20 protein-coding genes and 2 pseudogenes are annotated in these 22,158 nt (G+C 61.2%); 6 read left to right on the forward strand and 16 right to left on the reverse strand.

Going from position 1 to position 22,158, the window contains the following annotated elements:
- Positions 1 to 205 precede the first annotated feature (205 nt).
- Positions 206 to 1,477 (forward strand): DUF445 domain-containing protein, encoded by a 1,272-nt coding sequence (locus tag LLF79_RS17140; RefSeq protein WP_227879961.1) that lies wholly within the window; start codon positions 206 to 208, stop codon positions 1,475 to 1,477.
- On the opposite strand, the gene LLF79_RS17145 is transcribed toward LLF79_RS17140, so the two are convergent.
- The 7 genes and pseudogenes from LLF79_RS17145 to LLF79_RS17175 all read right to left on the reverse strand — a co-directional run bounded on the left by LLF79_RS17145 (position 1,474) and on the right by LLF79_RS17175 (position 6,899).
- Entirely contained in the window at positions 1,474 to 2,550 is a 1,077-nt protein-coding gene (locus LLF79_RS17145) for a DUF2955 domain-containing protein (RefSeq protein ID WP_032655052.1), read from the reverse strand. The genes LLF79_RS17140 and LLF79_RS17145 overlap by 4 nt on opposite strands.
- Entirely contained in the window at positions 2,540 to 3,607 is a 1,068-nt protein-coding gene (locus LLF79_RS17150; protein WP_025912094.1) for an HlyD family secretion protein, read from the reverse strand. The genes LLF79_RS17145 and LLF79_RS17150 overlap by 11 nt, the downstream gene beginning before the upstream one ends.
- Positions 3,604 to 4,074 carry a MarR family winged helix-turn-helix transcriptional regulator gene (locus LLF79_RS17155; protein ID WP_008501325.1) on the reverse strand — a complete coding sequence of 157 codons (471 nt, stop codon included), beginning with the start codon at positions 4,072 to 4,074 and terminating at the stop codon, positions 3,604 to 3,606. Before LLF79_RS17155 ends, LLF79_RS17150 begins: the two co-directional genes overlap by 4 nt.
- A gap of 145 nt (positions 4,075 to 4,219) precedes the next feature.
- Positions 4,220 to 4,915 (reverse strand): helix-turn-helix transcriptional regulator, encoded by a 696-nt coding sequence (locus LLF79_RS17160; RefSeq protein WP_094943935.1) that lies wholly within the window; start codon positions 4,913 to 4,915, stop codon positions 4,220 to 4,222.
- Positions 4,908 to 5,024: pseudogene (locus LLF79_RS17165) on the reverse strand (amino acid-binding protein); the annotation flags it as partial. The pseudogene LLF79_RS17165 and the gene LLF79_RS17160, both read right to left, overlap by 8 nt.
- Complete coding sequence (locus tag LLF79_RS17170) at positions 5,003 to 5,332, reverse strand: antibiotic biosynthesis monooxygenase (protein ID WP_008501327.1); 330 nt, start codon at positions 5,330 to 5,332, stop codon at positions 5,003 to 5,005. The gene LLF79_RS17170 and the pseudogene LLF79_RS17165, both read right to left, overlap by 22 nt.
- A gap of 151 nt (positions 5,333 to 5,483) precedes the next feature.
- Positions 5,484 to 6,899 carry an aldehyde dehydrogenase family protein gene (locus LLF79_RS17175; protein WP_227879962.1) on the reverse strand — a complete coding sequence of 472 codons (1,416 nt, stop codon included), beginning with the start codon at positions 6,897 to 6,899 and terminating at the stop codon, positions 5,484 to 5,486.
- 100 nt (positions 6,900 to 6,999) lie between these two features.
- On the opposite strand from LLF79_RS17175, the gene LLF79_RS17180 reads away from it, so the two are divergent.
- The gene (locus LLF79_RS17180; RefSeq protein WP_227879963.1) at positions 7,000 to 7,902 is read left to right on the forward strand and encodes a LysR family transcriptional regulator; all 903 of its coding nucleotides are present in this window, start codon (positions 7,000 to 7,002) and stop codon (positions 7,900 to 7,902) included.
- On the opposite strand, the gene LLF79_RS17185 is transcribed toward LLF79_RS17180, so the two are convergent.
- Complete coding sequence (locus LLF79_RS17185; RefSeq protein WP_008501331.1) at positions 7,889 to 8,368, reverse strand: carboxymuconolactone decarboxylase family protein; 480 nt, start codon at positions 8,366 to 8,368, stop codon at positions 7,889 to 7,891. The genes LLF79_RS17180 and LLF79_RS17185 overlap by 14 nt on opposite strands.
- Before the next feature lie 101 nt (positions 8,369 to 8,469).
- Between LLF79_RS17185 and LLF79_RS17190 the strand changes: the two genes are divergently transcribed.
- Complete coding sequence (locus LLF79_RS17190) at positions 8,470 to 9,858, forward strand: PLP-dependent aminotransferase family protein (RefSeq protein WP_227879966.1); 1,389 nt, start codon at positions 8,470 to 8,472, stop codon at positions 9,856 to 9,858.
- An 86-nt stretch (positions 9,859 to 9,944) separates the two neighbouring features.
- On the opposite strand, the gene LLF79_RS17195 is transcribed toward LLF79_RS17190, so the two are convergent.
- Positions 9,945 to 10,106: a DUF1127 domain-containing protein gene (locus LLF79_RS17195; RefSeq protein WP_022650337.1), complete on the reverse strand. Its 162-nt coding sequence runs from the start codon at positions 10,104 to 10,106 to the stop codon at positions 9,945 to 9,947.
- A gap of 176 nt (positions 10,107 to 10,282) precedes the next feature.
- Here LLF79_RS17195 and LLF79_RS17200 point away from each other — a divergent pair, with 176 nt between their 5' ends.
- Positions 10,283 to 11,698, forward strand: a complete 1,416-nt coding sequence (locus tag LLF79_RS17200) for a PLP-dependent aminotransferase family protein (protein ID WP_227879968.1) — start codon at positions 10,283 to 10,285, stop codon at positions 11,696 to 11,698.
- A 91-nt stretch (positions 11,699 to 11,789) separates the two neighbouring features.
- On the opposite strand, the gene LLF79_RS17205 is transcribed toward LLF79_RS17200, so the two are convergent.
- Positions 11,790 to 12,911, reverse strand: coding sequence for a cupin domain-containing protein (locus LLF79_RS17205; protein ID WP_227879969.1), 1,122 nt, complete (start codon positions 12,909 to 12,911; stop codon positions 11,790 to 11,792).
- Positions 12,912 to 13,047: 136 nt separating this feature from the next.
- Positions 13,048 to 13,656: pseudogene (locus tag LLF79_RS17210) on the reverse strand (ATP-dependent Clp protease proteolytic subunit); the annotation flags it as partial.
- Positions 13,657 to 13,738: 82 nt separating this feature from the next.
- Between LLF79_RS17210 and LLF79_RS17215 the strand changes: the two are divergent.
- Together LLF79_RS17215 and LLF79_RS17220 are read left to right on the forward strand one after the other, a co-directional pair.
- On the forward strand, positions 13,739 to 14,125 hold the full coding sequence (locus LLF79_RS17215) for a VOC family protein (protein ID WP_023293372.1): 387 nt from the start codon (positions 13,739 to 13,741) through the stop codon (positions 14,123 to 14,125).
- A gap of 179 nt (positions 14,126 to 14,304) precedes the next feature.
- Entirely contained in the window at positions 14,305 to 14,922 is a 618-nt protein-coding gene (locus LLF79_RS17220; RefSeq protein ID WP_021240632.1) for a response regulator transcription factor, read from the forward strand.
- Between the two features lie 3 nt (positions 14,923 to 14,925).
- Here the strand turns inward: LLF79_RS17220 and LLF79_RS17225 are convergent, their stop codons facing one another.
- The 5 genes from LLF79_RS17225 to LLF79_RS17245 all read right to left on the reverse strand — a co-directional run bounded on the left by LLF79_RS17225 (position 14,926) and on the right by LLF79_RS17245 (position 22,148).
- A complete protein-coding gene (locus tag LLF79_RS17225; protein ID WP_227879970.1) occupies positions 14,926 to 20,508 on the reverse strand; it encodes an ATP-binding sensor histidine kinase in 5,583 nt (1,860 codons plus the stop codon).
- Positions 20,509 to 20,517: 9 nt separating this feature from the next.
- Entirely contained in the window at positions 20,518 to 20,898 is a 381-nt protein-coding gene (locus LLF79_RS17230; RefSeq protein ID WP_227879974.1) for a response regulator, read from the reverse strand.
- Between the two features lie 20 nt (positions 20,899 to 20,918).
- Complete coding sequence (locus LLF79_RS17235) at positions 20,919 to 21,182, reverse strand: XapX domain-containing protein (protein WP_008501347.1); 264 nt, start codon at positions 21,180 to 21,182, stop codon at positions 20,919 to 20,921.
- Entirely contained in the window at positions 21,179 to 21,400 is a 222-nt protein-coding gene (locus LLF79_RS17240) for a DUF1427 family protein (protein WP_045371532.1), read from the reverse strand. Before LLF79_RS17240 ends, LLF79_RS17235 begins: the two co-directional genes overlap by 4 nt.
- A 61-nt stretch (positions 21,401 to 21,461) precedes the next feature.
- Positions 21,462 to 22,148 (reverse strand): hydrolase, encoded by a 687-nt coding sequence (locus LLF79_RS17245; RefSeq protein ID WP_008501349.1) that lies wholly within the window; start codon positions 22,146 to 22,148, stop codon positions 21,462 to 21,464.
- Positions 22,149 to 22,158 lie beyond the last annotated feature (10 nt).

The raw sequence follows: 22,158 nt of genomic DNA on the forward strand, positions 1-22,158 counted from the left end.
ATGGCTAATAAGAGCGTTAAAATGACAACGATGGTCACAAAACATGACGTCCAAAATAAATAAGCACAAAAAATATAGAAAAATTAATAATAGATAATTTTGATGTATATAATTTTTATATAAAAGCCGTGTGTTCAGGCAGAGATTGCGTCTCCCCCTTTCACCAGTTTTGCACTTTTGGTTCACTTGCCTCTATCCTTAACCCATGGAAAAAATAGCTGAACTCAAACGCGCCAAGCTGCTGGCGCTGTCGCTGCTGCTGGTTGCCGCCGCGGCCTTTATCACCACCCTGTTCCTGCCGCAGACCTTCTGGGTGCGCGGCGTCAAGGCCATTGCCGAGGCGGCGATGGTTGGCGCGCTGGCGGACTGGTTTGCGGTGGTCGCGCTTTTCCGCCGGGTGCCCATTCCCTTTATCTCCCGCCATACGGCGATCATCCCGCGCAATAAGGACCGGATCGGCGACAATCTCGGCCAGTTCGTGCAGGAGAAGTTTCTGGATACCCAGTCGCTGGTGGCGTTGATCCGCCGCTATGAGCCCGCACAGATGATTGGCGCCTGGTTCAGCAAGCCCGACAACGCCCAGCGCGTCGGGCTGCATCTGATGCAGGTGATGAGCGGTTTTCTCGAACTCACCGACGACGGGCGCATTCAGCGCCTGCTCAAACGCGCGGTGCATAAGGCCATCGACAAGGTCGACTTCACCGAAACCAGCGCCGTGATGCTGGAGAGCATGACCAAAAACAACCGACACCAGGTGCTGCTGGACGCCATCATCAACCGCCTGATTACCCTGATTCAGCGGGAAAGCACGCGAGAGTTTATCTCTGACCAGATCGTCCACTGGCTTAAGACCGAGCACCCGCGCAAGGCGATGGTGCTGCCCACCGAGTGGCTGGGCGATCAAAGCGCGGAGATGGTATCGAACGCGGTCAACACGCTGCTGGACGATATCAGCCACGACCGCACGCACCAGATCCGCCAGGCGTTTGACCGCGCCACGCTGAAGCTTATCGACAACCTGAAAAACGATCCGGAGATGGCGGCAAAAGCCGACAACATTAAGCACTACCTGAAAAACGACGAGGCGTTTAACCGCTATCTGGGGGAGATGTGGGCCGACCTGCGCCAGTGGCTGAAGGCAGATATGCAGAGTGAGGACTCTCGCGTGAAGCAGCGCATCGCCAAAGCCGGGCTGTGGTTTGGCGAAACGCTGACAAACGACGCCAGCCTGCGGGCATCTCTGAACGAGCATCTGGAGCAGGCGGCGCACCGCCTCGCGCCGGATTTTGCCGCGTTCCTGACGCGCCACATCAGCGACACGGTGAAAAGCTGGGACGCTAAAGACATGTCCCGCCAGATTGAACTGAACATTGGCAAGGATCTGCAGTTTATCCGCGTCAACGGTACGCTGGTGGGCGGGACGATTGGCCTGATCCTGTTTTTACTCTCGCAGCTGCCTGCCGTGCTGGGACATTAATCTACTTTGGGCGGCGCGATGACGTAGCGCGTCGCCTCGAAGCGGTTGAGGATCAGGTGCATCAGAAAGACCATCGTCAGCGTCGCCACCAGCGAAAAGGTAACGGAGGTGATGCGGTACAGATCGCTGAACACCAGGTCGGTGTCCGGGTGCATGTTCTGCCCGAACATTATCCCGATGGTGGTGATGCTGGAGAAGCCTACGCCCGCCCCGACCTTCTCCATTACGTGCAGCCGCGCGCCAAACGCCAGCCCAAGGCCGATCAGCGGCATCATCAACAGCATATGGCTGCTGTGATCGTAGAGGATCAACTGCACCACCAGAATATAGAGGCAGCCCAGCACCACGCCGACCACGCGCCAGATGGAGCTCATCACCGCGCCGCGATAGTGCATCGGGAACAGGATCAAAATCCCTGCCATCAGCGCCGAAAGCGAATCGCTTAAGTCGCTAATCTGAAAAACGACGAATATCAGCGTCGCGACGGTGCCGGAGAGCAGCGACTCGTGGCGCACGCGGGCGTCGTCTTTCTCGATCAGCGGCGGCGGCTTGCGGGGCTCCACGTCCGGCAGGAGATAGTTCATCAGCGCGCTCAGGCACACCGCCATCACGCTGGCTTCGATGTTCGAGAACAAAAGCGTATGCCAGTTGGTGGTGGGGTAGCTCATAAAGTTGAGCATCACGCTCTGGCACACCACGCCCATGGACCCGAACAAAAACAGCGGCCCTTTACTCATAAAGCGAAAACGCATCACGTAGAGGGCGAAGACCACCAGCGTCATGATCGCCGGCCATTGCGACAGATAGCCGATGATAATTACCATTTCGACGCAGTTAAGCGATGCGCTGAAGATAAACTGCTTCGCCACGTGGCGGTTAAACACCGGCACCAGCGACAGCAGCATGATCGGATAGACCACGAAAAACACGCCGTAGCGGGTGTTGTAGAAGCTCGAGATGCTCAGCGCAATCATCCCGGCAAAGACGATGCGCAGGGTCTGGCGAAAGTCGTTTGCCGTATAGACGATGTTACCGTGCGGGGTAAAGACCCGCGCCAGGGTGCTAATAGACATAGTGAAGCAGGCTCACCAGGTGGATTTGCATCCCGGAGAAGAAGCGCGCAAACGGCCCTTCGCTGTTATAGAGCTGCACGGTCGCGCGGGCGCCGGTCGGCAGATGCTTCGGCAGCGGCTCGTCCAGCGAGACGTGAATGCGCATGCGCTGGGCATCGCGCACCCAGCGGTTAGAGGTCTCCGGCTCGGAGAGCTGGCCATTAACGGCCTCCTGACCTGCCAGGATCCCCGCGTCGCTGCTGGTGACGTGGGCGCGGAAAACGTGTCCCGGGAAGGCGTCAAACACCACGGCCGCATCGGTGCCCTGATGGGTATGGCGCAGGCTCTTCTCACGGAAATCGGCCACGATATCGGTCTGGTTGTTTACCAGCGCCAGCGCGGCGGAACCGGATGAAGCGTAGAAGCCCGGGCTCAGCTGCAGGTTACTGACCGTGCCGTCCGCCTGGGCGTAGACCTTCGTCCAGCCGAGATTCAGCTCAGCGTCATCCAGCGCGTTGCGGTATTTTTGCAGCGTCACGTTGCGGTGTTCTTCGCGCTCACCACGCTGGATGCGCAGGTTGCGGATGTTGGCCTGAATCGTGCTGACGGACTGCTCGCTGCTCTGCCAGGTGGTGCGAACCTTATCCAGATCCGCCTGCGAGACGTTCTGCAGGGTGCTCAGCTTCTGGTAGCGATCAAAGGTCACTTTGTCGTTACGCGCGGTCAGCACGGCGGTTTTCAGGCTGGCCTGCGCGGCAGCGATCTGCGCATCCAGCTGTTCGTTGGACAGGCGTGCCTGCTCGAGCGCGATTTGCGCCGCTTCTACTTTATTGCGAAACGGCGTGTCGTCGAGTTCAAACAGCAGATCGCCTTTCTTCACCTGGCTGTTGTTATGGACATGTACCGCCGCCACGTAGCCGGAGACGCGCGGAGACACCGGCGTCACCACGCGCATCACGGTGGAGTCCGGCGTCAGCGGGATCCAGATATCCGCGACGATAAAGTAGACAAACATCAGCAGGAAAGAGGCAATACTCACCCTTACCCAGCGGGCAAACTTTTGTTCAGGGGTCATTATTTTTCGGTCTTGTTATCTTCTTCGCGGATTGTCCGCAAATTGCAGGCGATTTGATTCAACGTGGCGCTGAAAATGTCGAGATGTTCCGGCGCGATGTTTTGCGATACGCGCGCCTGATACGTCTCAATCACCTGAGTGAGCCTTTTTAATATGGCTTTTCCCTCAGGCGTCAGCGTCAGAAGCCGGATGCGCTTGTCATAAGGCGATGTGGTGCGCAGCAGGTAACCCTGTTTTTCCAGCTGTGTGAGGGTGCGCATCAGCGGCGGCAGTTCAATGCCCTGCACCTCCGCAAGCTCACTCATTGAGACGTTATCCCCGAGCTGATGAAGCTGCATCATCACCGTCCAGCTCGACTGGGTTAACCCGGTATCGAGAATGGCGTCGTCGATGACGGCACGCCACTGGCGCACAATCATCGCCATCCGCATGCCCATCGGCCTGCGGCAGAACAGTTCTTCTTCACTCATGGGGAACCTCTCGTCACACGCGGTCAAGATAATAGTTATCAGGGTAACTATCAAGAAACGAGAAGTTAAAGCGCAGGAATTGCGAAAGGTGTTACTGGAGGCGATGTACACGTAGGCCCGGTAAGCGCAGCGCCACCGGGGGTTTTTAGCGGCTAAAAAGCCTCTTAACAGCAGCCTTTCCCGACGCCGTCACCACCACCTCCCGATACCCCGCCACCCGCTGGATCCAGCCTTTACTTTCCAGATGGTCGAGCAGCAACGCACCGGATTCTCCGCCCAGGTGAAACCGTCGCTCGCTCCAGTCCAGGCAGGCGCAGCAGGCCTTCCGGCGCGGATGCGCGCTTAACGGAATACCGAGCGCCAGGAACTGCTCCCGGCCATAGAGTGTCATCGCTGAACCGTCAGCCTCCAGCCAGCCTTCCGCCTGCATGAAATCATAGATCTGCACCGCCACGACGCCTGCGAGGTGGTCGTAGCAGGTCCGGGCTTCACGCATGGCTTTCGGCGCGCTGGTTTCCGGCGGGGTAATGCGGCTCCACGAAAGCCCCATCATCTGTTCCACCAGCGCCGCCACGTCGTGCCCGGCAAGACGATAATAACGATGCCGCCCTTGCGACAGGCAGGTAATCAGCTGCCCTTCAACCAGCCGGGCAAGATGCCCGCTGGCGGTCGACGGCGCAACGTCTGCCGCCGCGCTCAGTTCAGTGGCCGTCCACGCACGCCCGTCCATTAGCGCACAGAGCATCTTCACGCGCGACGGATCGGCCATGGCAGCCGCCACCGCGGCAATCGCCTTTTCCAGCATCGCGCTGTTATCGGGGGGTAAACTCGTCTTAAGCATGGGCCGCCCAGGGTTCGGTGATCTCTGCGGCCAGCTTATCATCATCCGTCAGCAGAATAAGGTGATTCGCATGGTCGCTGTACTGTGTCAGGATAGACACGCCGCGTGCCCTCCGGTTTCGGAACTGTATTCCCGCACCAGCTGCGCCACCCGAATACGGTAGAAAGAAAAAATCGACGCCCGCCCTTCGGCCTGCGCCGCCTGATGAAAGACGTTCTGCTTCCAGCGGCGGACGGCCTCTTCATCCCGCCACCAGGAAAGGGACAGGATTTTGCCGTCGGTGGTCAGGCTCTGGAACCGTTCGATATCAATAAAGCCGTCGATGTCCGCCAGCAGCGGCTTAAGCTCTGCGGCAAGCTGAAGATAGCGCGCCTGATGGGCAGGCGCGGCTTTGGCTTCGAAAAGGACTGCGATCATGGTTTTCTCTCCGTTGTGATGTTGGGGAGAGAATGCAGGAGGGAAAAGCACAATGCTTCGGCAAGGAGCGAAGCGTTGTGCCGGATGGCGCTGCGCTTATCCGGCCTACGGCTCATGTAGGCCCGGTAAGCGCAGCGCCACCGGGCGGGTTTTAGCCCACCATCGACCTCGGCTCCATAAACGCCCGAATTCCCCACTCGCCCATCTCGCGCCCCACGCCGGAGTGTTTGAAGCCACCAAATGGCGCTTTCGGTTCATGAGCCAGGGTGTTCACCAGCACGCGACCGGAAACAATCTGCTGTGCCACGCGTCGCGCGCGGGCCACATCGCAGCCCAGCACCATCGCGCTCAGGCCGTACTCGGTATCGTTGGCAATGGCGATCGCCTCCGCCTCGTCACGATAGGGGATCACGCACAGCACCGGGCCGAATATCTCGTCACGGGCAATCGTCATCCGGTTGTTCACGTCGGCAAACAGCGTCGGACGCACAAACCAGCCGTCTCGCGTGCCGTCCGGTCGCCCTTCGCCGCCCGCCAGCAGGCGCGCCCCTTCTTCGATTCCTTTGCGGATATAGCCCTGCACCCTCAGCCACTGCTTTTCGCTGACCATCGGGCCGACGTCTGTCGCGCTGCTGCGCGGGTCGCCGGATTTCACCGCCGCCACGGCCTGCGCCAGCGCGGTTTCGATCTCCGCCTTGCGCGAGTAAGGCACCAGAATGCGCGTCCCGGCCACGCACGCCTGTCCGCTGTTCATAAACCCGGCCTGGATCACCAGCGGGATCGCCTGCGCGAGATCCACATCATCCAGCAGGATCGTCGGCGATTTACCACCCAACTCCAGCGTGACGCGCTTAAAACTCTCTGCCGCGTTGCGCAGGATCGCCTTGCCGGTATTCGTGGAACCGGTGAACGAGATTTTCGCGACGTCCGGATGGCGGCTGAGGGTTTCGCCCACCGTCTCGCCGCGTCCGGTGACGATGTTAAACACGCCCGGCGGCAGCGCGGCGTCGCGCAGCGCTTCGGTGACAATCTGCGTTTGCAGGGCGCTCATTTCGCTCGGCTTGATCACCGCCGTGCAGCCCGCCGCCAGCGCGGCCGCCAGCTTGCCGCAGATAAACCCCGCATCGCTGTTCCACGGCGTAATCAGCCCGGCCACGCCGAGCGGCGTCATCTGCACCGTTGCGGCACCTGCTGGAGTGACAAACTCAAATGCCTCAAGCGCCTCGATGGCCTGAGCAATCACCTCTGCCGGATAGCTTGCCATCCACGCCGAGCGCGAGGCGGGCGCGCCGTACTCCTCAACAATCGCATCCAGCAGCGCATCGTGACGGGCAGCCACGGCGGCGTGCATGCGCTTCAGCGCGGCGATGCGTTCCTGCTTTGTGGTCCGGGACCACGCCGGAAACGCCGCTTTCGCCGCCGCAACGGCGCGCGCTGCGTCAACCTCATCCGCCAGACGAACCTGACCGATGACCTGCGCCGTCGCCGGGTTGTACAAATCAAACCACTCGGCACCGTGCGGGGTAACAAATTCGCCGTTAATAAAGATCTGTTCGATAGTGTGCATATAAACCTCCTCAGGCTGTGTGAGCCCAGTCTGTCACGGCTTCTCCGTTGCGATAATCCACGCTATGCTGCAAGGATTGTTTCGATTTTCAGGATAATCTATGCATCGTTCAGGTCTGACAGAGCTGGAAGTGGTGATGGCGGTGGTGCGGCGCGGCAGCTTTCGCGGCGCGGCGCAGGAGCTGGGGATGTCCGCCACGGCGGTCAGCAACGCCATCGCCGGGCTGGAGAGCCGCCTTGAGACGCGACTTTTCAACCGCACGACCCGCAGCGTGGCGCTCACCGACGCCGGGCAGCGCTACGTGGCGCGTATCGGCCCGGCGCTGCAGGAGATCCGCCTCGCCAGCGAGGAGATCCACAGCGACACCGGGGAACCCGCCGGAACGCTGCGCCTCAACGTGCCGAACCATATCGGCACGCTGTTTCTGGACCAGCTGCTGATCGACTTCATGATCCGCTACCCGAAAATGCGCGTGGAAACGGTGAGCGAAGCGAGGATGATCGACATCGTCGCCGAAGGCTATGACGCGGGGATCCGTCTCGAAGAGTCCGTCCCGCAGGACATGATCGCCGTGCCGCTGACCGGTGAGATCCGCCAGCTCGTCACCGCCACGCCGGACTATTTCGCCCGTCACGGCATACCCGAGACGCCGGACGATCTGCTTTCACATCATGGGATCGGCATGCGTATGGCCCACGGCGGGATCTACCGCTGGGAGCTGGCACGTCGGGGTGAAACGTACGCGCTTGCCGTGCCGCCGCGCTTTGCGACGTCCGATCTTTTTGCCTCGATCCGCGCCGTAAAAGCGGGGTTAGGGGTGGGATTTTTACCGGAACTCTATATTCAGGACGAGCTGAAAAGCGGGGAGCTGGTGAGCGTCTTAAACGACTGGGCGCAGCCGTTTGCCGGGCTGCGCCTGTACTACCCAGGCCATCGCCACGTCCCGCCGGGACTGCGGGCGCTGGTGGCGATGATCCGCGAGCGCGGGATTATTCCAGGTTAGCCTTATTCAGCCCGTACGCCGCGTCCAGCGAGCCCGGCGCCATGCGGGAGGTGATCCCCAGACGGTTCCAGGCATTGATCGCCACGATGGCGAAGTTCAGCTCTGAAATCTCCACGTCGGAGAAATGTTCCGCCACGCTGCGGTAGAGCGCATCGCTGACACCGTGAACGCCAATCTGGGTCAGCGCTTCGGTGAAGGCCAGCGCCGCTTTTTCACGGGCGCTGAACAGCGGGGACTCGCGCCAGGCCGCCAGATGATACAGGCGCAGCTCGCGCTCGCCGGCGATTTTCGCCTCTTTTGAGTGCATATCCAGACAGAACGTACAGCCGTTCAGCTGCGACACGCGAATGTCGATCAGGTGCTTCAGCGCCGGATCGATGGAGGTTTTTGCCACCTCCATGCTCAGGGCAGACAGCGCGTTGGCGAGGGCAGGTGTAGCTTTATGGTGGTTAACGCGAGTGCTCATGGTCTTTCCTCTTTTTGTGCGGCATGTGTCATGCGATGAGGCAAATTTACGCCGTTCATGACATAGTAAAAAGATACAAAAATCGTGAAACGAGGTAGGACATGAAGCCGGGCTATCACGAGATTTATTCCCGCTATCGCGACAATATTATGCGCGGCGTGCTGAAGCCGGGCGATAAGGTGCCTGCCATCCGCGTGCTGGCGGAAGAGCTGAAGGTGGCGCGTAAAACCGTCGAAACGGCGTATGCCATTCTGACGGGTGAAGGGTATCTGGTGAGCCAGGGGGCGCGCGGCACGCGGGTTAACCCGGACTTACTGTTGCCGGACAAGCATGCCCCGGCGGAGCAGCCCACCGGTACGCTTCCGGCCTCGCTCATCAGCCAGCGCGAGCGGGCGGGGTTTCTGCGCCCCGGCATCCCCGCCCTCGACAGCTTCCCGTATAAAAAGTGGCTGCTGCTGGCGGGCCAGGCGACGCGGGCCATGCGTCAGGAGGAGATGCTCAACCCGCCGGTGCTGGGCTGGTATCCGCTGCGCCAGGCCATCGCCAGCTACCTCAACATCTCGCGCGGGCTCTCCTGCACCGCTGAACAGGTGTTGATCACCAGCGGCTACAGCGGCAGCCTGCGGCTGATCCTCGATACCCTCGCCAGCCGCAGCGACAAGGTGGTGTTTGAGGATCCGGGTTATTTTATGGGCCAGCAGCTGCTGAAGCGGATCGTGCCGCGCCTGCACACGGTGCCGGTCGATCGCTGCGGCATCGACACGGACTACCTGCTCCGCCACCATCGCGACGCCCGTTTTGCCATCGTCACCCCGTCGCACCAGAGTCCGCTGGCGGTCACGCTCTCGCTGCCGCGTAAACAGCAGCTGCTCGACTGGGCCAGCCAGAACGAGGCGTGGATTATCGAAGACGATTACGACGGAGAGTTTCACTATACGCGCAAGGTGCTGCCGTCGCTGAAAAGCCTCGACCAGCACGACCGGGTGATTTTTATGGGCTCCTTCAGTAAAACCATTATGCCGTCGCTGCGCATGGGCTACGTGGTGATGCCCGCCAGCACCGTCGGGGCCTTTACCGACTGCGCGGACATCACCACCAGCGGCCAGCCGGTGCTGACGCAAAAGATCCTCACCGCGTTTCTCAACGAAGGGCATTTTTTCCGTCATCTAAAAAAGATGCGCGCGCTGTATCAGACCCGCCGCGACTGGATGATTGCCGCTCTGCAGGAGGTGTATGGCGATCTGTTTTTCATCGAGCAAAACGACGGCGGGATGCATATCGTGGCGTTCCTGACCAAAGGAAGTCGTGACCGGGAAATCGCGCGCTGCTGGCAGGAACAGCAGCTGCAGGTCAACGCGCTCTCGGAGTGGTATCGCGGGTCGGGCAAACGCTACGGGCTGGTGATGGGCTATAACAACGTGCGTTCTTATCAGGAGGCGCTGGATTTGCTGGAAAGGCCGAAGCGGCAGACGCTTGCGCTGTTGAGCTAAACATCGCCCGGTGGCGCTACGCTTACCGGGCCTACGGGATCGAGTAGGCCGGGTAAGGCGCAGCCGCCACCCGGCGACGATGTGGATCACACATCATATCGCGACAACCCGACGTCCTTGAGCTGCTCGTCGCTCATCTGGCTCAGGATGCGGCGGGTGCGGTTGATGCGATACCAGTTACGCAGCGTTTTTGCGATCCAGACAAACACAATAAACGGACGTTTTGAACGATTCTCGTAGAATTCCATGATGCTCTCCTCACTGTGTCAGTGGGGTTATCATCCCGGAAATTGGCCTGTGCAATACAGATGCAAAAACAACTTTTGTTTAACATACAGATCCGCTAAAACAGTAACTGCATGGCAATTTTCGCAGCAATCTGTACTGGTTTTATAATCTGTATGGTGAAAACAGAGGATACAGCATGACGCGCTATCAACATCTCGCCAACCTTCTGGCAGAACGCATTGAACAAGGGCTGTATCGCAGCGGCGAACGTCTGCCGTCGGTGCGCGCGCTGAGCCAGGAGCACGGCGTGAGCATCAGCACCATACAGCAGGCCTATCAGATCCTCGAGAACCTCCAGCTGATCACGCCTCAGCCGCGCTCCGGCTATTTTGTCTCGCCGCGCAAGGCCCAGCCGCCCGTCCCGGCGATGACGCGCCCGGTGCAGCGCCCGGTGGACGTTACCCAGTGGGATGAGGTGATGATGCTGCTGGACGCCCGCGCCGACAAAGAGATGATCTCCTTTGGCGGCGGTTCGCCGGACATTAACCAGCCGAGCCTGAAGCCCCTGTGGCGCGAGATGAGCCGCATCGCGCAGCATAACCCCGGCGAGATGCTGAGCTATGACGTGCTTGACGGGCGCCTGGAGCTGCGCGAGCAGATCGCCCGTCTGATGCTGGACGGCGGCTCCACCGTCTCGGCAAGCGACATTGTGATCACCAACGGCTGCCACGGCGCGCTGTCGATCGCCCTGCTGTCGGTGTGCAAACCGGGGGATATCGTGGCGGTGGAATCACCGTCGTTTCACGGCACCATGCAGATGCTGCGCGGGTTTGACATCAAGGCGATTGAAATTCCCACCGACTCTGAAACCGGGATCAGCATCGAAGCGCTAGAGCTGGCAATGGAGCAGTGGCCGATCAAGGCGGTGATCCTGGTGCCCAACTGCAATAACCCGCTCGGGTTTATCATGCCGGAGGCGCGGAAAAAGCAGATGCTGGCCCTCGCCCAGCGGCACGATATCGTGATTGTCGAGGATGATATTTACGGCGAGCTGGCGGCGGAGTACCCGCGCCCGCGCACCATTCATTCCATGGATATCGACGGACGCGTGATCCTCTGCAGCTCGTTTACCAAAACCGTGGCGCCGGGCCTGCGCGTCGGCTGGATTGTGCCGGGGCGCTACTACGACCGGGTGATGCACATGAAATACGCCGCGGGCGGGTTTAACGTGCCGGGCACGCAGATGGCGGTGGCGGCGTTTATCCGCGACGGCCATTACCATCGCCACGTGCGCCGTATGCGCCAGATTTATCAGCAGAATATGGAAACCTACACCTGCTGGGTGCGGCAGTATTTTCCGGCAGAGATTTGCGTCACGCGCCCGCAGGGCAGCTTCCTGCTGTGGGTTGAGCTGCCGGAGACGGTCGATATGGTGTGCGTCAGCAAGCAGCTGTGCCGGCTGAAAATCCAGGCCGCGGCCGGGTCGCTGTTTTCCGCCTCCGGGAAGTACCGCAACTGCCTGCGGATCAACGTGGCGCTGCCGCCGACGGAGAAACATCGCGAGGCGTTGAAGAAGATGGGTGAAGCGATTGTGATTGCGATGGAGGAGTAGTGTTTTGCCGGGTGGCGGCTTCGCCTTACCCGGCCTACGTTCTTGCCGTTGTAGGCCCGTTAAGCGCAGCGCCACCGGGCAACAGGCTGCACTACTCGTCGAAGTACCAGTACCCCTGATTAATCAGCCCGGTGAGCTCCTCGACAAACGCCGGGTTATTCAGCGCATCGCCCAGCTCGGCCTGGCCGAGTTCGGTGTAGCGGCACAGCGCATCCGCCGCCTTCGCGTCTAGCGTCTCCAGCTGTTCGCTGTTGATGAAGAAGCTGCCGTTGATATTCAGCACGCGCAGCCCGCTCAGGCGAGACAGCGTTTCGCCGCCCTGCAGCGCATCCAGCACCTCATCCGGCGCGTACGGCGGCTCGGCGGCGGCGATATCCAGCTCGTGGCGCGGCGTGGAGACAAAGCTGCCAAACCATTTTGTGAAATCATCCGGCTTGCCGATCATGTCGATCATCATCTGACGGATGCGATCGAGCTCGTACTGCTCCACGCGGCCCGGGTGTTCGCGGCAGGTCAGATCCGGATCGCTGTAGTGCTCGCCGCCCAGATCGTTTTCCAGCGCGTAGTCGGCGAAGCTGCTGATCAGATCGCGACCGTTCGGCCCGCGGAAGCCGACGGAGTAGTTAAGCGCCGTTTCATGGGTAAATCCGTCGTGCGGGAATCCAGGCGGGATGTAGAGGATATCCCCCGGGGCCAGATCTTCGTCAATAATCGGCTCGAACGGATCCACATGCAGCAGCGCCGGATGCGGGCAGAACTGACGCATCGGCAGCTTGTCGCCCACGCGCCAGCGGCGGCTGCCCATCCCCTGAATGATAAACACGTCGTACTGATCGATATGCGGACCCACGCCGCCGCCCGGCACGGAGAAGGAGATCATCAGATCGTCCAGACGCCAGTCCGGCAGAACGCGGAACGGACGCACCAGCTCCGCGGCGGGCATATGCCAGTGGTTCACCGCCTGCGCCAGCAGCGACCAGCCGGTTTCGCCCAGATCGTCGAAGTGCTCAAACGGGCCATTGCTGGCCTGCCATTTACCGTTGAAATGGCTCACCAGACGGCTATCGACCTCCGGCTCCATCGCCAGCCCTGCCAGCTCGTCCGGGGTAATCGGATCGACAAAATTCGGGAAGGCATTTTTCAGCACAACGGGTTGTTTTTGCCAGTATTTCTCAAGAAATTCCGGCCAGTTCAGGTTCAGTTGATACGCCATGGGTAGCACCAGTGAGAGGGGAAACAGGCGCGATTATAGGTAAGAAAGCAGAGGGGGAACTTGTCATGGGTCAAACGAGGGCGTGTAGGTCGGGTAAGGCGTAGCCGCCACCCGACACGTACACGGCGGTAAAAACTTAGTCCAGCTTCAGCTCGTCATAATGGGTGATCAGCTTGCCCACGATGCCGTAGTCCAGCGCTTCCGCCGGGGACATCCAGAAGTTGCGGTCGGTGTCTTTTTTCACTTTTTCCAGCGGCTGGCCGGTGGCGTCAGCGATCAGCTTGTTCACGCGATCCAGCATGCGGATGATCTCGCGCGCTTCGATCTCAATATCCGTCGCCTGGCCGCGCACGCCGCCCAGCGGCTGGTGGATCATAAAGCGGGTATTTGGCAGCGAGTAGCGGTGCTCTTTTTTCGCGGCCAGGAAGATAGTGATCCCGGCGCTCGCCACCCAGCCGGTGCCGATCACGTGCACTTCCGGGCGAATGAATTTGATGAAGTCGTGGATGGTGTCGCCCGCTTCCACGTGGCCGCCCTGGCTGTTGATGTACAGCTTGATCGGATCGTTGCTGACGCTTTGCAGCAGGATCATCTGGGTGATCACTTTCTGCGCCAGCTCCTGGTTGATCTCACCGGAGATCACAATCGAACGGGACTCCAGCAGTTTTTGCTGCAGAGCGCCCGCGCCGTTTGACCCTTCCGCTTTATCCTTGTCGCTTTCTTTCAGTGTGTAGTGCATTGTCTTTTCCTCAGCTTGTCGCGCTCAAAACCAGAGTGTAGCCTGTTTTACCGGTGAAAGTCCTCACCGACACATCACGAGGGAACTTATGCATATTGCCCATGTTGCACTCTGGACCCGCAGCCTGAACGCCCAGGTTCAGTTCTGGGAAACGGTTTTTAATGGCCGCAGTAACGAACGCTACGTCAGTAAAAATCGTCCGGGGTTTGAATCACACTTTATTACGCTGGATGACGGTCCGACCATCGAGCTCATGACGCTGCCGGAGCTGCCCGACGCCCCGCTGCACCCGGAGTTTATCGGCTGGGCGCATATCGCCATCAACGTCGGCAGCAAGGCAAAAGTGGATAGCATGGCCGAGCGAGCCCAGGCCAACGGCACGCTGCTCAGCGCTCCGCGCCTGACCGGAGACGGCTTTTATGAGGCGGTGATCGCGGACCCGGACGGCAACCGCATTGAGCTTGTCGGTGCATAAAAACAGCGTTTCGTTCCTTCACCGCCCCCGCCCCGGCTCGCTATACTTCATACGGTTATCATATTGTTAAATGATAATGATAGTTAATGTGTTAAGATGAAAGGCAGCATAAACAGTCTCTTACGTCGCCGTAGTGACTGTTTGCATCCTCGACATGTCAATCAGCACCGGGGCGGTGAATGGAACACATTGTGTATGTGGTAGATGACGATGACGCCGTCAGGCAGTCCGTGATCGGGCTGCTGGACTCGGCAGGCCTGAACGCCATCGGCTTTTCATCGGCAGAAGCGTTTCTGCAATACCGCTTTGAGGATCTGCCGTCGTGCGTGATCCTCGATATGCAAATGCCCGCCATTTCGGGTTTTGAGGTAGCAGACGCCCTCAAGGAAAGCGGGCGCGAAATCCCGATTATTTTCCTCACCGGCCACGGCACCATCCCGATGTCGGTGCGCGCCATCAAAGGTGGCGCGTACGAATTCCTCACCAAGCCCGTCGAATCTAACGCGCTGATCGACGCCATCGAATCCGCACTGCAGCTGGCGGAAAACAACGCCGAGCGCAATAAAGAGCACTACGCCCTGAAGCAGCGCCACATGTCCCTTACGCCGCGCGAGCACGAGGTGCTGACGCTGGCGATAAGCGGCATGCTGAACAAGCAAATTGCCGCCGAGCTGGGCGTCAGCGAGATCACGGTGAAGGTGCACCGCCGCCGCGTGATGGAGAAAATGCAGGTGCGCTCCGTGGCCGAGCTGGTCAGGGCCGTTGAGCGCCTGACCAAAAGCCAGCCCGCGGAGTAACGTTTACGCTTCCTGCGCGGCCAGCGGCAGCGCGAAGGCAAATACCGTGCCGTGCGGCTCCCGGCGGCGCGCGTTCAGCTTCCCGCAGTGGCGCTCGATAATGCTGGCGCTGATGGTCAGCCCCATCCCCATTCCCTGCGGCTTGGTGGAATAGAACGAGTCAAAAATCTGCTCCAGCCGCTCGGGCTCAATGCCGCTGCCGGTGTCGGCGATCTCAACGATCACCTTCCCGTCCGCGTTGCTGGTGCTGAGGGTGATGGTGCTGGCGCGCTCCTTCACCTCGGCCATCGCCTCAACCGCGTTCATCACCAGATTCAACAGCACCTGCTGGATCTGCACACTATCGCCGGTGATAAAGCTGTCGCTGGCGTTCAACAGATAATCAACGCTTATGTGTCGCTGCTCCAGCTCGCTGCGCGAAAGCGTGATGATATGGTGGATCAGGGAGTGCATGTCGATGCGCGAGAAGGTGGGATCCTGCTTGCGCGTCAGGGACTGAATGCTGCGAATGATCTCCCCCGCCCGCGCGCCTTCGGCGGCGATCTCCTCCAGCCCTTCCCGCACTTTATCCAGCCGGGCGGGCTCGCGGCTGAGCCAGCGCAGGCTCGCTCCGGCGTTCGAGACGATCGACATCAGCGGCTGGTTGATCTCATGGGCGATGGAGGAGGTCAGCTGTCCGACGGTGGTGGCCCGGGACACCCGCGCCAGATCCGCCTGCGCCACCCGCATGGCATCCTCCGCGGCGCGCTGGCTGGTGATATCGGTGATGATGCCGTAATACTCGTTCACCTCGCTGCCCACGCCCACCGGATCGCCAATGCCGAGGATGTAGCGCGTTGAGCCGTCGGGACGCTTAACGCGAAACTCCGCGCGCATCGAGAGCCCGTCGCGCACGCTTTGGGTAACAATGGCGCTGATGCGGGCGTAATCGTCCTCATGGACGAAGGTCAAAAACTCCGCCATGGAGATCGTCTTTTGCTGCTCGGGCAGGCCGAGAATGCGGGCGTACTCGTCCGAGACAAACATCAGATCCTGCTCCAGCTCCCAGCGCCAGCTGCCGGTGTGGCTGATCTGCTCGCCCAGCATCAGCGAGGTCTGGCTGGCGCGCAGCTCTTTCTCCACCCGGCGGCGCTGGATGTTCTCCGCCAGCAGCTCGGCGTACAGCCGCGCCGTCTCCAGGGAGACCGCCGCCTGCGCGCCCAGCAGGCTGACCACGCGCGAGTGCTCGGCGGTAAACACTTCCGGCATCAGCCGGTTTTCCAGGTACAGCACGCCCACCAGCCGCGCCTGTTTGAACATCGGGACGCACATCACCGCCGCCCCCGAGGTCACCAGATAGGGGTCCTGACTGAAGGGGTGAAACTCCTCCGGCCTGCCGGTACGGATCTCCTGCCCGGTGCGGATCACCGCCGCGAGCACCGACAGCGGCAGGTCGGTCGCCGTCGGCACGTCTTTCAGGATCCGCACCCGCACGCCGTCGGTGCTGGTCCAGGCGCTGGCCTCGATCTCCGGAATCAGGCTATCGCTCACGCGAAGCAGCAGGCCGCGCTGCGCCCCGGCGCGTTCGAGGAGGATCGTCATCAGGTTTTCGATTAAGCGCTCAAGGTTGATCTCTTCCGACAGCGCGCGGGAGGCTTTGATGACGCTCTGCAGATCGCGGATGGTCTCGTTCTGGGCGAACGCTACCGTGTCATAGGCGCTCGCCTGCCCGGAGGCCAGCAGGTGCGGGAAATCCTGCTCCAGCTGGCGCACCTTGGCCTGCGCGCCCGCCCGACCCCAGGCGGAGATGGCCCCGCGGAAGTGTGCGTCCGAGGCGGTTGGATAGCCGCAGGCCAGCGCAAAGCGGCCCGCCAGCTCGTGGGCCAGGGCGTTAATCGGATTAAACCCGCCCTCGCGGGAGAGCCGGACCGCCTTCTCGTACTGCTCAAGCGCGATGCTGTTCATCCCGTCCAGACGCACGATTTCGGCGTAGATCAGCGCCTCTTTATCCGCGAACGTGCCGGGATTAATGCGCGCCCAGAGGGCGATTTTGTCGTAGTGGGCGTGAATGCTGCGGCGGTGGTTCGCCGAGAAGGTCTCCGGCGTCAGCTGACGCGAAAGCGCCAGCGCGCTGTAGAGATGGTAATCCAGCAGATGGATGTGCCCCGGCGCGGACCACGCGTACCACCCCGCCATCTCCAGATCCGCCTGCGCGTCGGCGTACTCGCCACAGGTAAAGTGCGCCATGCCGCGATAGAGCCAGTACCAGAACAGCATGGTGGAGGTCTGCTCCGGGGCCTGCTCCGGCGACGCGGGAAGCAGCGCCTCGGGCAAGACCTGCGACGCGGTCCAGGTGCCGATGACCGGCGTGCGCAGGAACTCAACGTAGCCGCGCTGCACCATCAAAATGGTCTCCACGTCCTGGAAGTGGGTTTTACGCACGAACGCCAGGCCGCGATCGATGCTGGTCAGCACCCCGTCCAGGTGATCGCCCCGCGAGAGGAAGTTGATCACCTGGTGGCAGGCCGCAAAGCAGGCCATCGTCATATCCCCGTGGGTGACCGCCGCGCTGAAGCAGGCTTTCGCGCACTCGATGGTGAACGACAAAGGCTGGGTCCAGACGCTGAGCTGGTCGAGCGGCAGCAGGGTCTTGGCTTCAAAGGCATCGTAGCCGTGGCGGGTCACCAGCTCGCGGGCCAGCGTGCCGTACTGAAACCCGAGGCGATACTCGGCGTAGCGGTGGCCCATCAGCACGCCAAACCAGGCCATCGCCGTGGTGGAGGCGCCGGTGATGCCGTGGTCGAGGGTCAGGTGCATCATGCGGCAGAGCAGTAAGAAATGCAGGCGCGGGCAGATGAAGCTGGCGCAAATGCTGGCGCTGTAGAGCAGGTTCATCACTGCTTCCGTTTCCGGGTTCTCCATCCGCGAGAGCGGGGCAAAGAGATGTTGCGGCGCGTCATTTGCGCGGTTGCAAAAGCGTTCCCAGGCCTCGTCGCAGTCGGCATCTTCCGGATAGCGGCCAATCTGGATGCCAAACACCCCCAGCCAGCAGAGCGCCGCCTCCAGCGCCAGACGGCTGTCCGACTGGCGAATGTAGACTTCCACCAGCAGGTTGGCCGCCAGCGCCTTTTCGGTCAGCCCGCCGGGGCAGCCCAGGATGGCGTCACACAGCTCGCGGGTCCGCTCCAGGTGCCCCAGCGCAAACTCGCAGCCCGCCTCTTCGATATCGAGCATAAAGTCCGACACCGTCCCGGCGTTGCCCAGCGCTCTGGCGGTCTGGATATAGCTCAGCGCCGAAAGATAATCTCCCGAACGCTTCGCGCGTCGCGCGGCCAGCAGGCTCAGCTCGCGGAACCGCTGGCGCTGCGGGGCGGGCTGGATGCTGTCCAGCGCGGCCGTGACGTGATGTACGGCGCGGAACAGCAGCTCATTCCCCGCCGCCTGGCGCGCGGCGTCGGCCAGCAGGCTGGCGGTGGTCAGGTGAAGATGGCTTTTCTCATGCCGATCCAGCAGCGCAAAGGCGGCCTCCTGCACCCGGTCGTGGGTGAAGGAGTACGCTTTCTCCGTCAGCACGATAAGCTGCGCCATCACCGCCGGGTGCAGCGCATAGCGCATTTCCGCCATCGACATGCCGACCACGCGGCACATCATCTCCATCTCGCCCGTGCCGCCGAGACAGGCGATGCTGCCCAGCAGGCGGCGCGTCTCGTCGGGCAGCTCTTCGAGCTGCTCCAGCACCAGGGTGACCACGTTTTCGGTGTAATGCCGGGCGCGGATCGCCTGCAGATCGTAATGCCACTTGTCCTGGTATTTGTTATGCACCACCAGCCCGTCGTCGACGATGCGGCGGAAAAATTCATGCACAAAAAGCGGGTTGCCGCCCGTTTTCTCGTGGATCAGGGTGGCAAGGTCGGTCGTCGCCGCGCTGCGGGTGCGAAACACCGTTGCCAGCCAGCGCGCCACGGCTTTAACCGAGAGGGCCTGCGGGACAATCTCGCTCGCGTGCTGTGCCGCCTCCGGCAGGCTCGCCAGCTGCTGTTGCAGCGTGGGGTCGGACAACGAGCCGATATCGCGGTGAGCGACAACCACCAGCAGCGGGATGGCGCCGCAGTTCACCAGCAGCGCGTTGAGCGTTTGCAGGCTGGCGGCATCGCTCCACTGAAGATCGTCCAGCACCAGCACCAGCGGGCAGCCCTGCGAGGCAAAGGTTTTCACCAGCGCCAGCACCATATGGCTGAATCGCGCCCGGGCATCAATAGAAAACGTATCCGCCGAGAAGCGCGGCTTGCTCTCAAGCAGCAGGCCCAGCTCGGGCACCAGGCTGACGGCCAGTTCTTCATAGCCTTCAAGGGCGCGCGAGAGGCGGATTTTCCACTTCGCCACCTCGTCTGCCGGCAGCCCCAGCAGGTGGAGCGTCAGGGTGCGGAACGCGGAGCTTAATACGCCGTAGGGCAGCGACGGTGAAAACTGATCGACTTTGCCCACCGCCAGCAGCACCGCGCGCTGCTGCAGCGTTTTAAGCGCCGTCGCAATGATCGAGGATTTGCCGATCCCCGACGGCCCGCCGATGGTCACCAGCTCCGGCACGCGGTTCTGCCCCACCCGCTCAAACGCGGCAATGACGTCGTTCGCCTGCGGATGGGTCGCGAACAGGGAGTCCGCCAGATGGATCGCCGGGGTACGGTCCTGCTGGCCGGGAGTAAAGGCGACGATTTCGCCCTCGCAGGTCAGCGTCGCCTGGCAGCGGCGAAGGTCGGCAATCAGCCCGTCGACCGTCTGGTAGCGGTTATCGGGGTGCTTTTCCAGCAGCTTCAGGATGATGGTCGACAGCATCCCCGGCACGTCCGGGCGTATCGCATCCGGGGCCAGCGGCGCCGAGGCGATGTGGTAATGCGCCCAGTTGGTCTGGTCGTCCTTTCCCAGCTCAAACGGCAGGCGGCCGGTCAGGAGTTCATACAGCACCATGCCGAGGCTGTAGAGATCGCTGCGGTTATCCACGGGACGCTGGGTGCGGGAGGTGTGTTCCGGCGACATCCACGCAGGCGTACCGCCCGAAACGGCAAGCCGGGTCTGGGAGAAAGCATCGGAGAGCGTGCAGGAGAGGCCAAAGCTGCCCAGACGGCAGGTGGCATCGTGCTGAACAAAAATGCTGCCGGGCTTGATATCGCCGTGGATCAGGTTTTGCAGATGCATCTGGCGCAGAGGGACGCAGATCTGGATCGCCAGCTCGATAAAGCGCGCGATCCCCGAGATCGCCCTGCCCGCGCGCCGCGCCAGTAGCTCAAAGGAAAACGGGGCGTACACCAGCGCGAAGCGTCCCCGGTACTGGGTGGAGGCGACGGCGCGAATGGCCCAGCTGTCCTGCAGCATATCGCGCAGCGCAAACTCGTTTTTGAGCAGCCGGGTGGCCCGCTCTTCCTCTTCGTCGCTGACCGCGGTGGCGATAATGAACGAGCCGCCGGAATGAGGATGTCGCGCGTGCATCCAGGCGATTCCGCCCTCCTGCGCCAGCACGGTAAAAATCACATCCTCTTTAAGGACAAAAACCCGCCCCTGGTGAAGATTCCCCTGGGCGGGCCAGAATGCAGGCTGCTCGTGTTCGTTCATCCGCGATCCTTATTGTCGGCGGGCCAGCTCCCGCTGGATATAATCCAGCAGAATATCGATGTTAATGGGCTTACGCAAAAAAGCAGCGGCGCCCAGACCGAGAGCGTACCGCTGCATATTTTCATCAGCATGACCGGAGATAAAGAGCACGGGCGGCGGCGGTACGGCCAGCAGCCGCAGCTTGTCAAACAGCTCAAGGCCGCTCATGCCCCGCAGCTTGATATCGGTGATCACCAGCGCCGCGCCGGACAGGGCGAGCGGATGGCTCAGAAATACCTCTGCCGAATCAAACGTATCGGTCGAATAGCCTTCCGACTCCAGGAGATTACTCAACCCGCTGCGGACGGAACGTTCGTCATCAATGATGGCAATGCGCCACGGCAGCGTCATGCTGTTATTCCTCTAACCAGTCATTTAACGTCGCGGGTATCCTTCGCGGGCGCAGGGGGCGCCGTGCCGCTGATTTTCGGTACGCATTCGTGACGAAACCAGGCGAGGGTAAGCGGTTCGCGACTCAGTAAACGCCGTCCCACCGGGATGAGCTGTTCACCCACCAGCATGCCAAACAGGCCAAGCAGGGCGACAACCGGCGGCGCCGGGGAATGGACGTCGAGCAGAGCGTAAATTACCCCAGCACCCACGCCGCACACCAGCGAAATTATCCATGCTTTCATGATGACGCTCCCGTCTGCGAACTGGCCTGCGGAACGATCGCCTGAGGCGGCGGCGCGTCGTCGCGGGATAAGAGATGGCGCGTCGCCTGTTCACCCGCCAGCATCCCCAGCAGGCCAATCAGCGCCAGCGCGGGCGGCGCGGGGGAGCGCACCTTCAGCACGGCATACATCAGGCCAATCAACACGCCTGCCGCAAGGGATATCAGCCCAGTACTCATCGTGAACTCCAGAGAAAGAGGCAGCGGCGAGCCGGATGAGGGACCAGCCCGCCGACGGGACTTAGCGAGCCGGAACCGGCGCTAAGGTGCGGTGCTCGCTCTTCTGGCGAGACGGCGCTTTGTGCACCATGGTGTAGGCGTAATCCACGCCCATGCCGTACGCGCCGGAATGCTCGCGCACGATGTCCATCACCGCGGTGTAGGTCTCTTTACGCGCCCAGTCGCGCTGCCACTCCAGCATCACCTGCTGCCAGGTCACCGGGATCACGCCCGCCTGGATCATGCGCTGCATCGCGTAGTCGTGGGCTTCTTTGGAGGTGCCGCCGGACGCGTCCGCCACCATATAAATTTCGTAGTCGCCTTCCAGCATCGCGCACAGGGCGAAGCTGTTGTTGCACACTTCGGTCCACAGGCCGGCCACCACGACCTTCTTCTTGCCGTTGGCCTTCAGCGCGTCGCGCACCTTCTGGTCGTCCCAGGAGTTCATGGAGGTACGCTCCAGAATGTCCTGGCCCGGGAACACGTCCAGCAGCTCCGGATAGGTGTTGCCGGAGAAGCTTTCGGTCTCTACGGTGGTAATGATGGTCGGGATGTTGAATACCTTAGCCGCTTTCGCCAGCGCCACGGTGTTGTTTTTCAGCACCTGACGGTCAATCGACTGCACGCCAAACGCCATCTGTGGCTGGTGATCGATAAAGATGATCTGACAGTTCGCAGGGGTTAACACTTCGAGCTTTGAAGAGGTCATAGCATTTTCC

Origin of the sequence: Enterobacter cloacae complex sp. 2021EL-01169, from assembly GCF_020733125.1 — a bacterium.
Taxonomy (GTDB): domain Bacteria; phylum Pseudomonadota; class Gammaproteobacteria; order Enterobacterales; family Enterobacteriaceae; genus Enterobacter; species Enterobacter roggenkampii.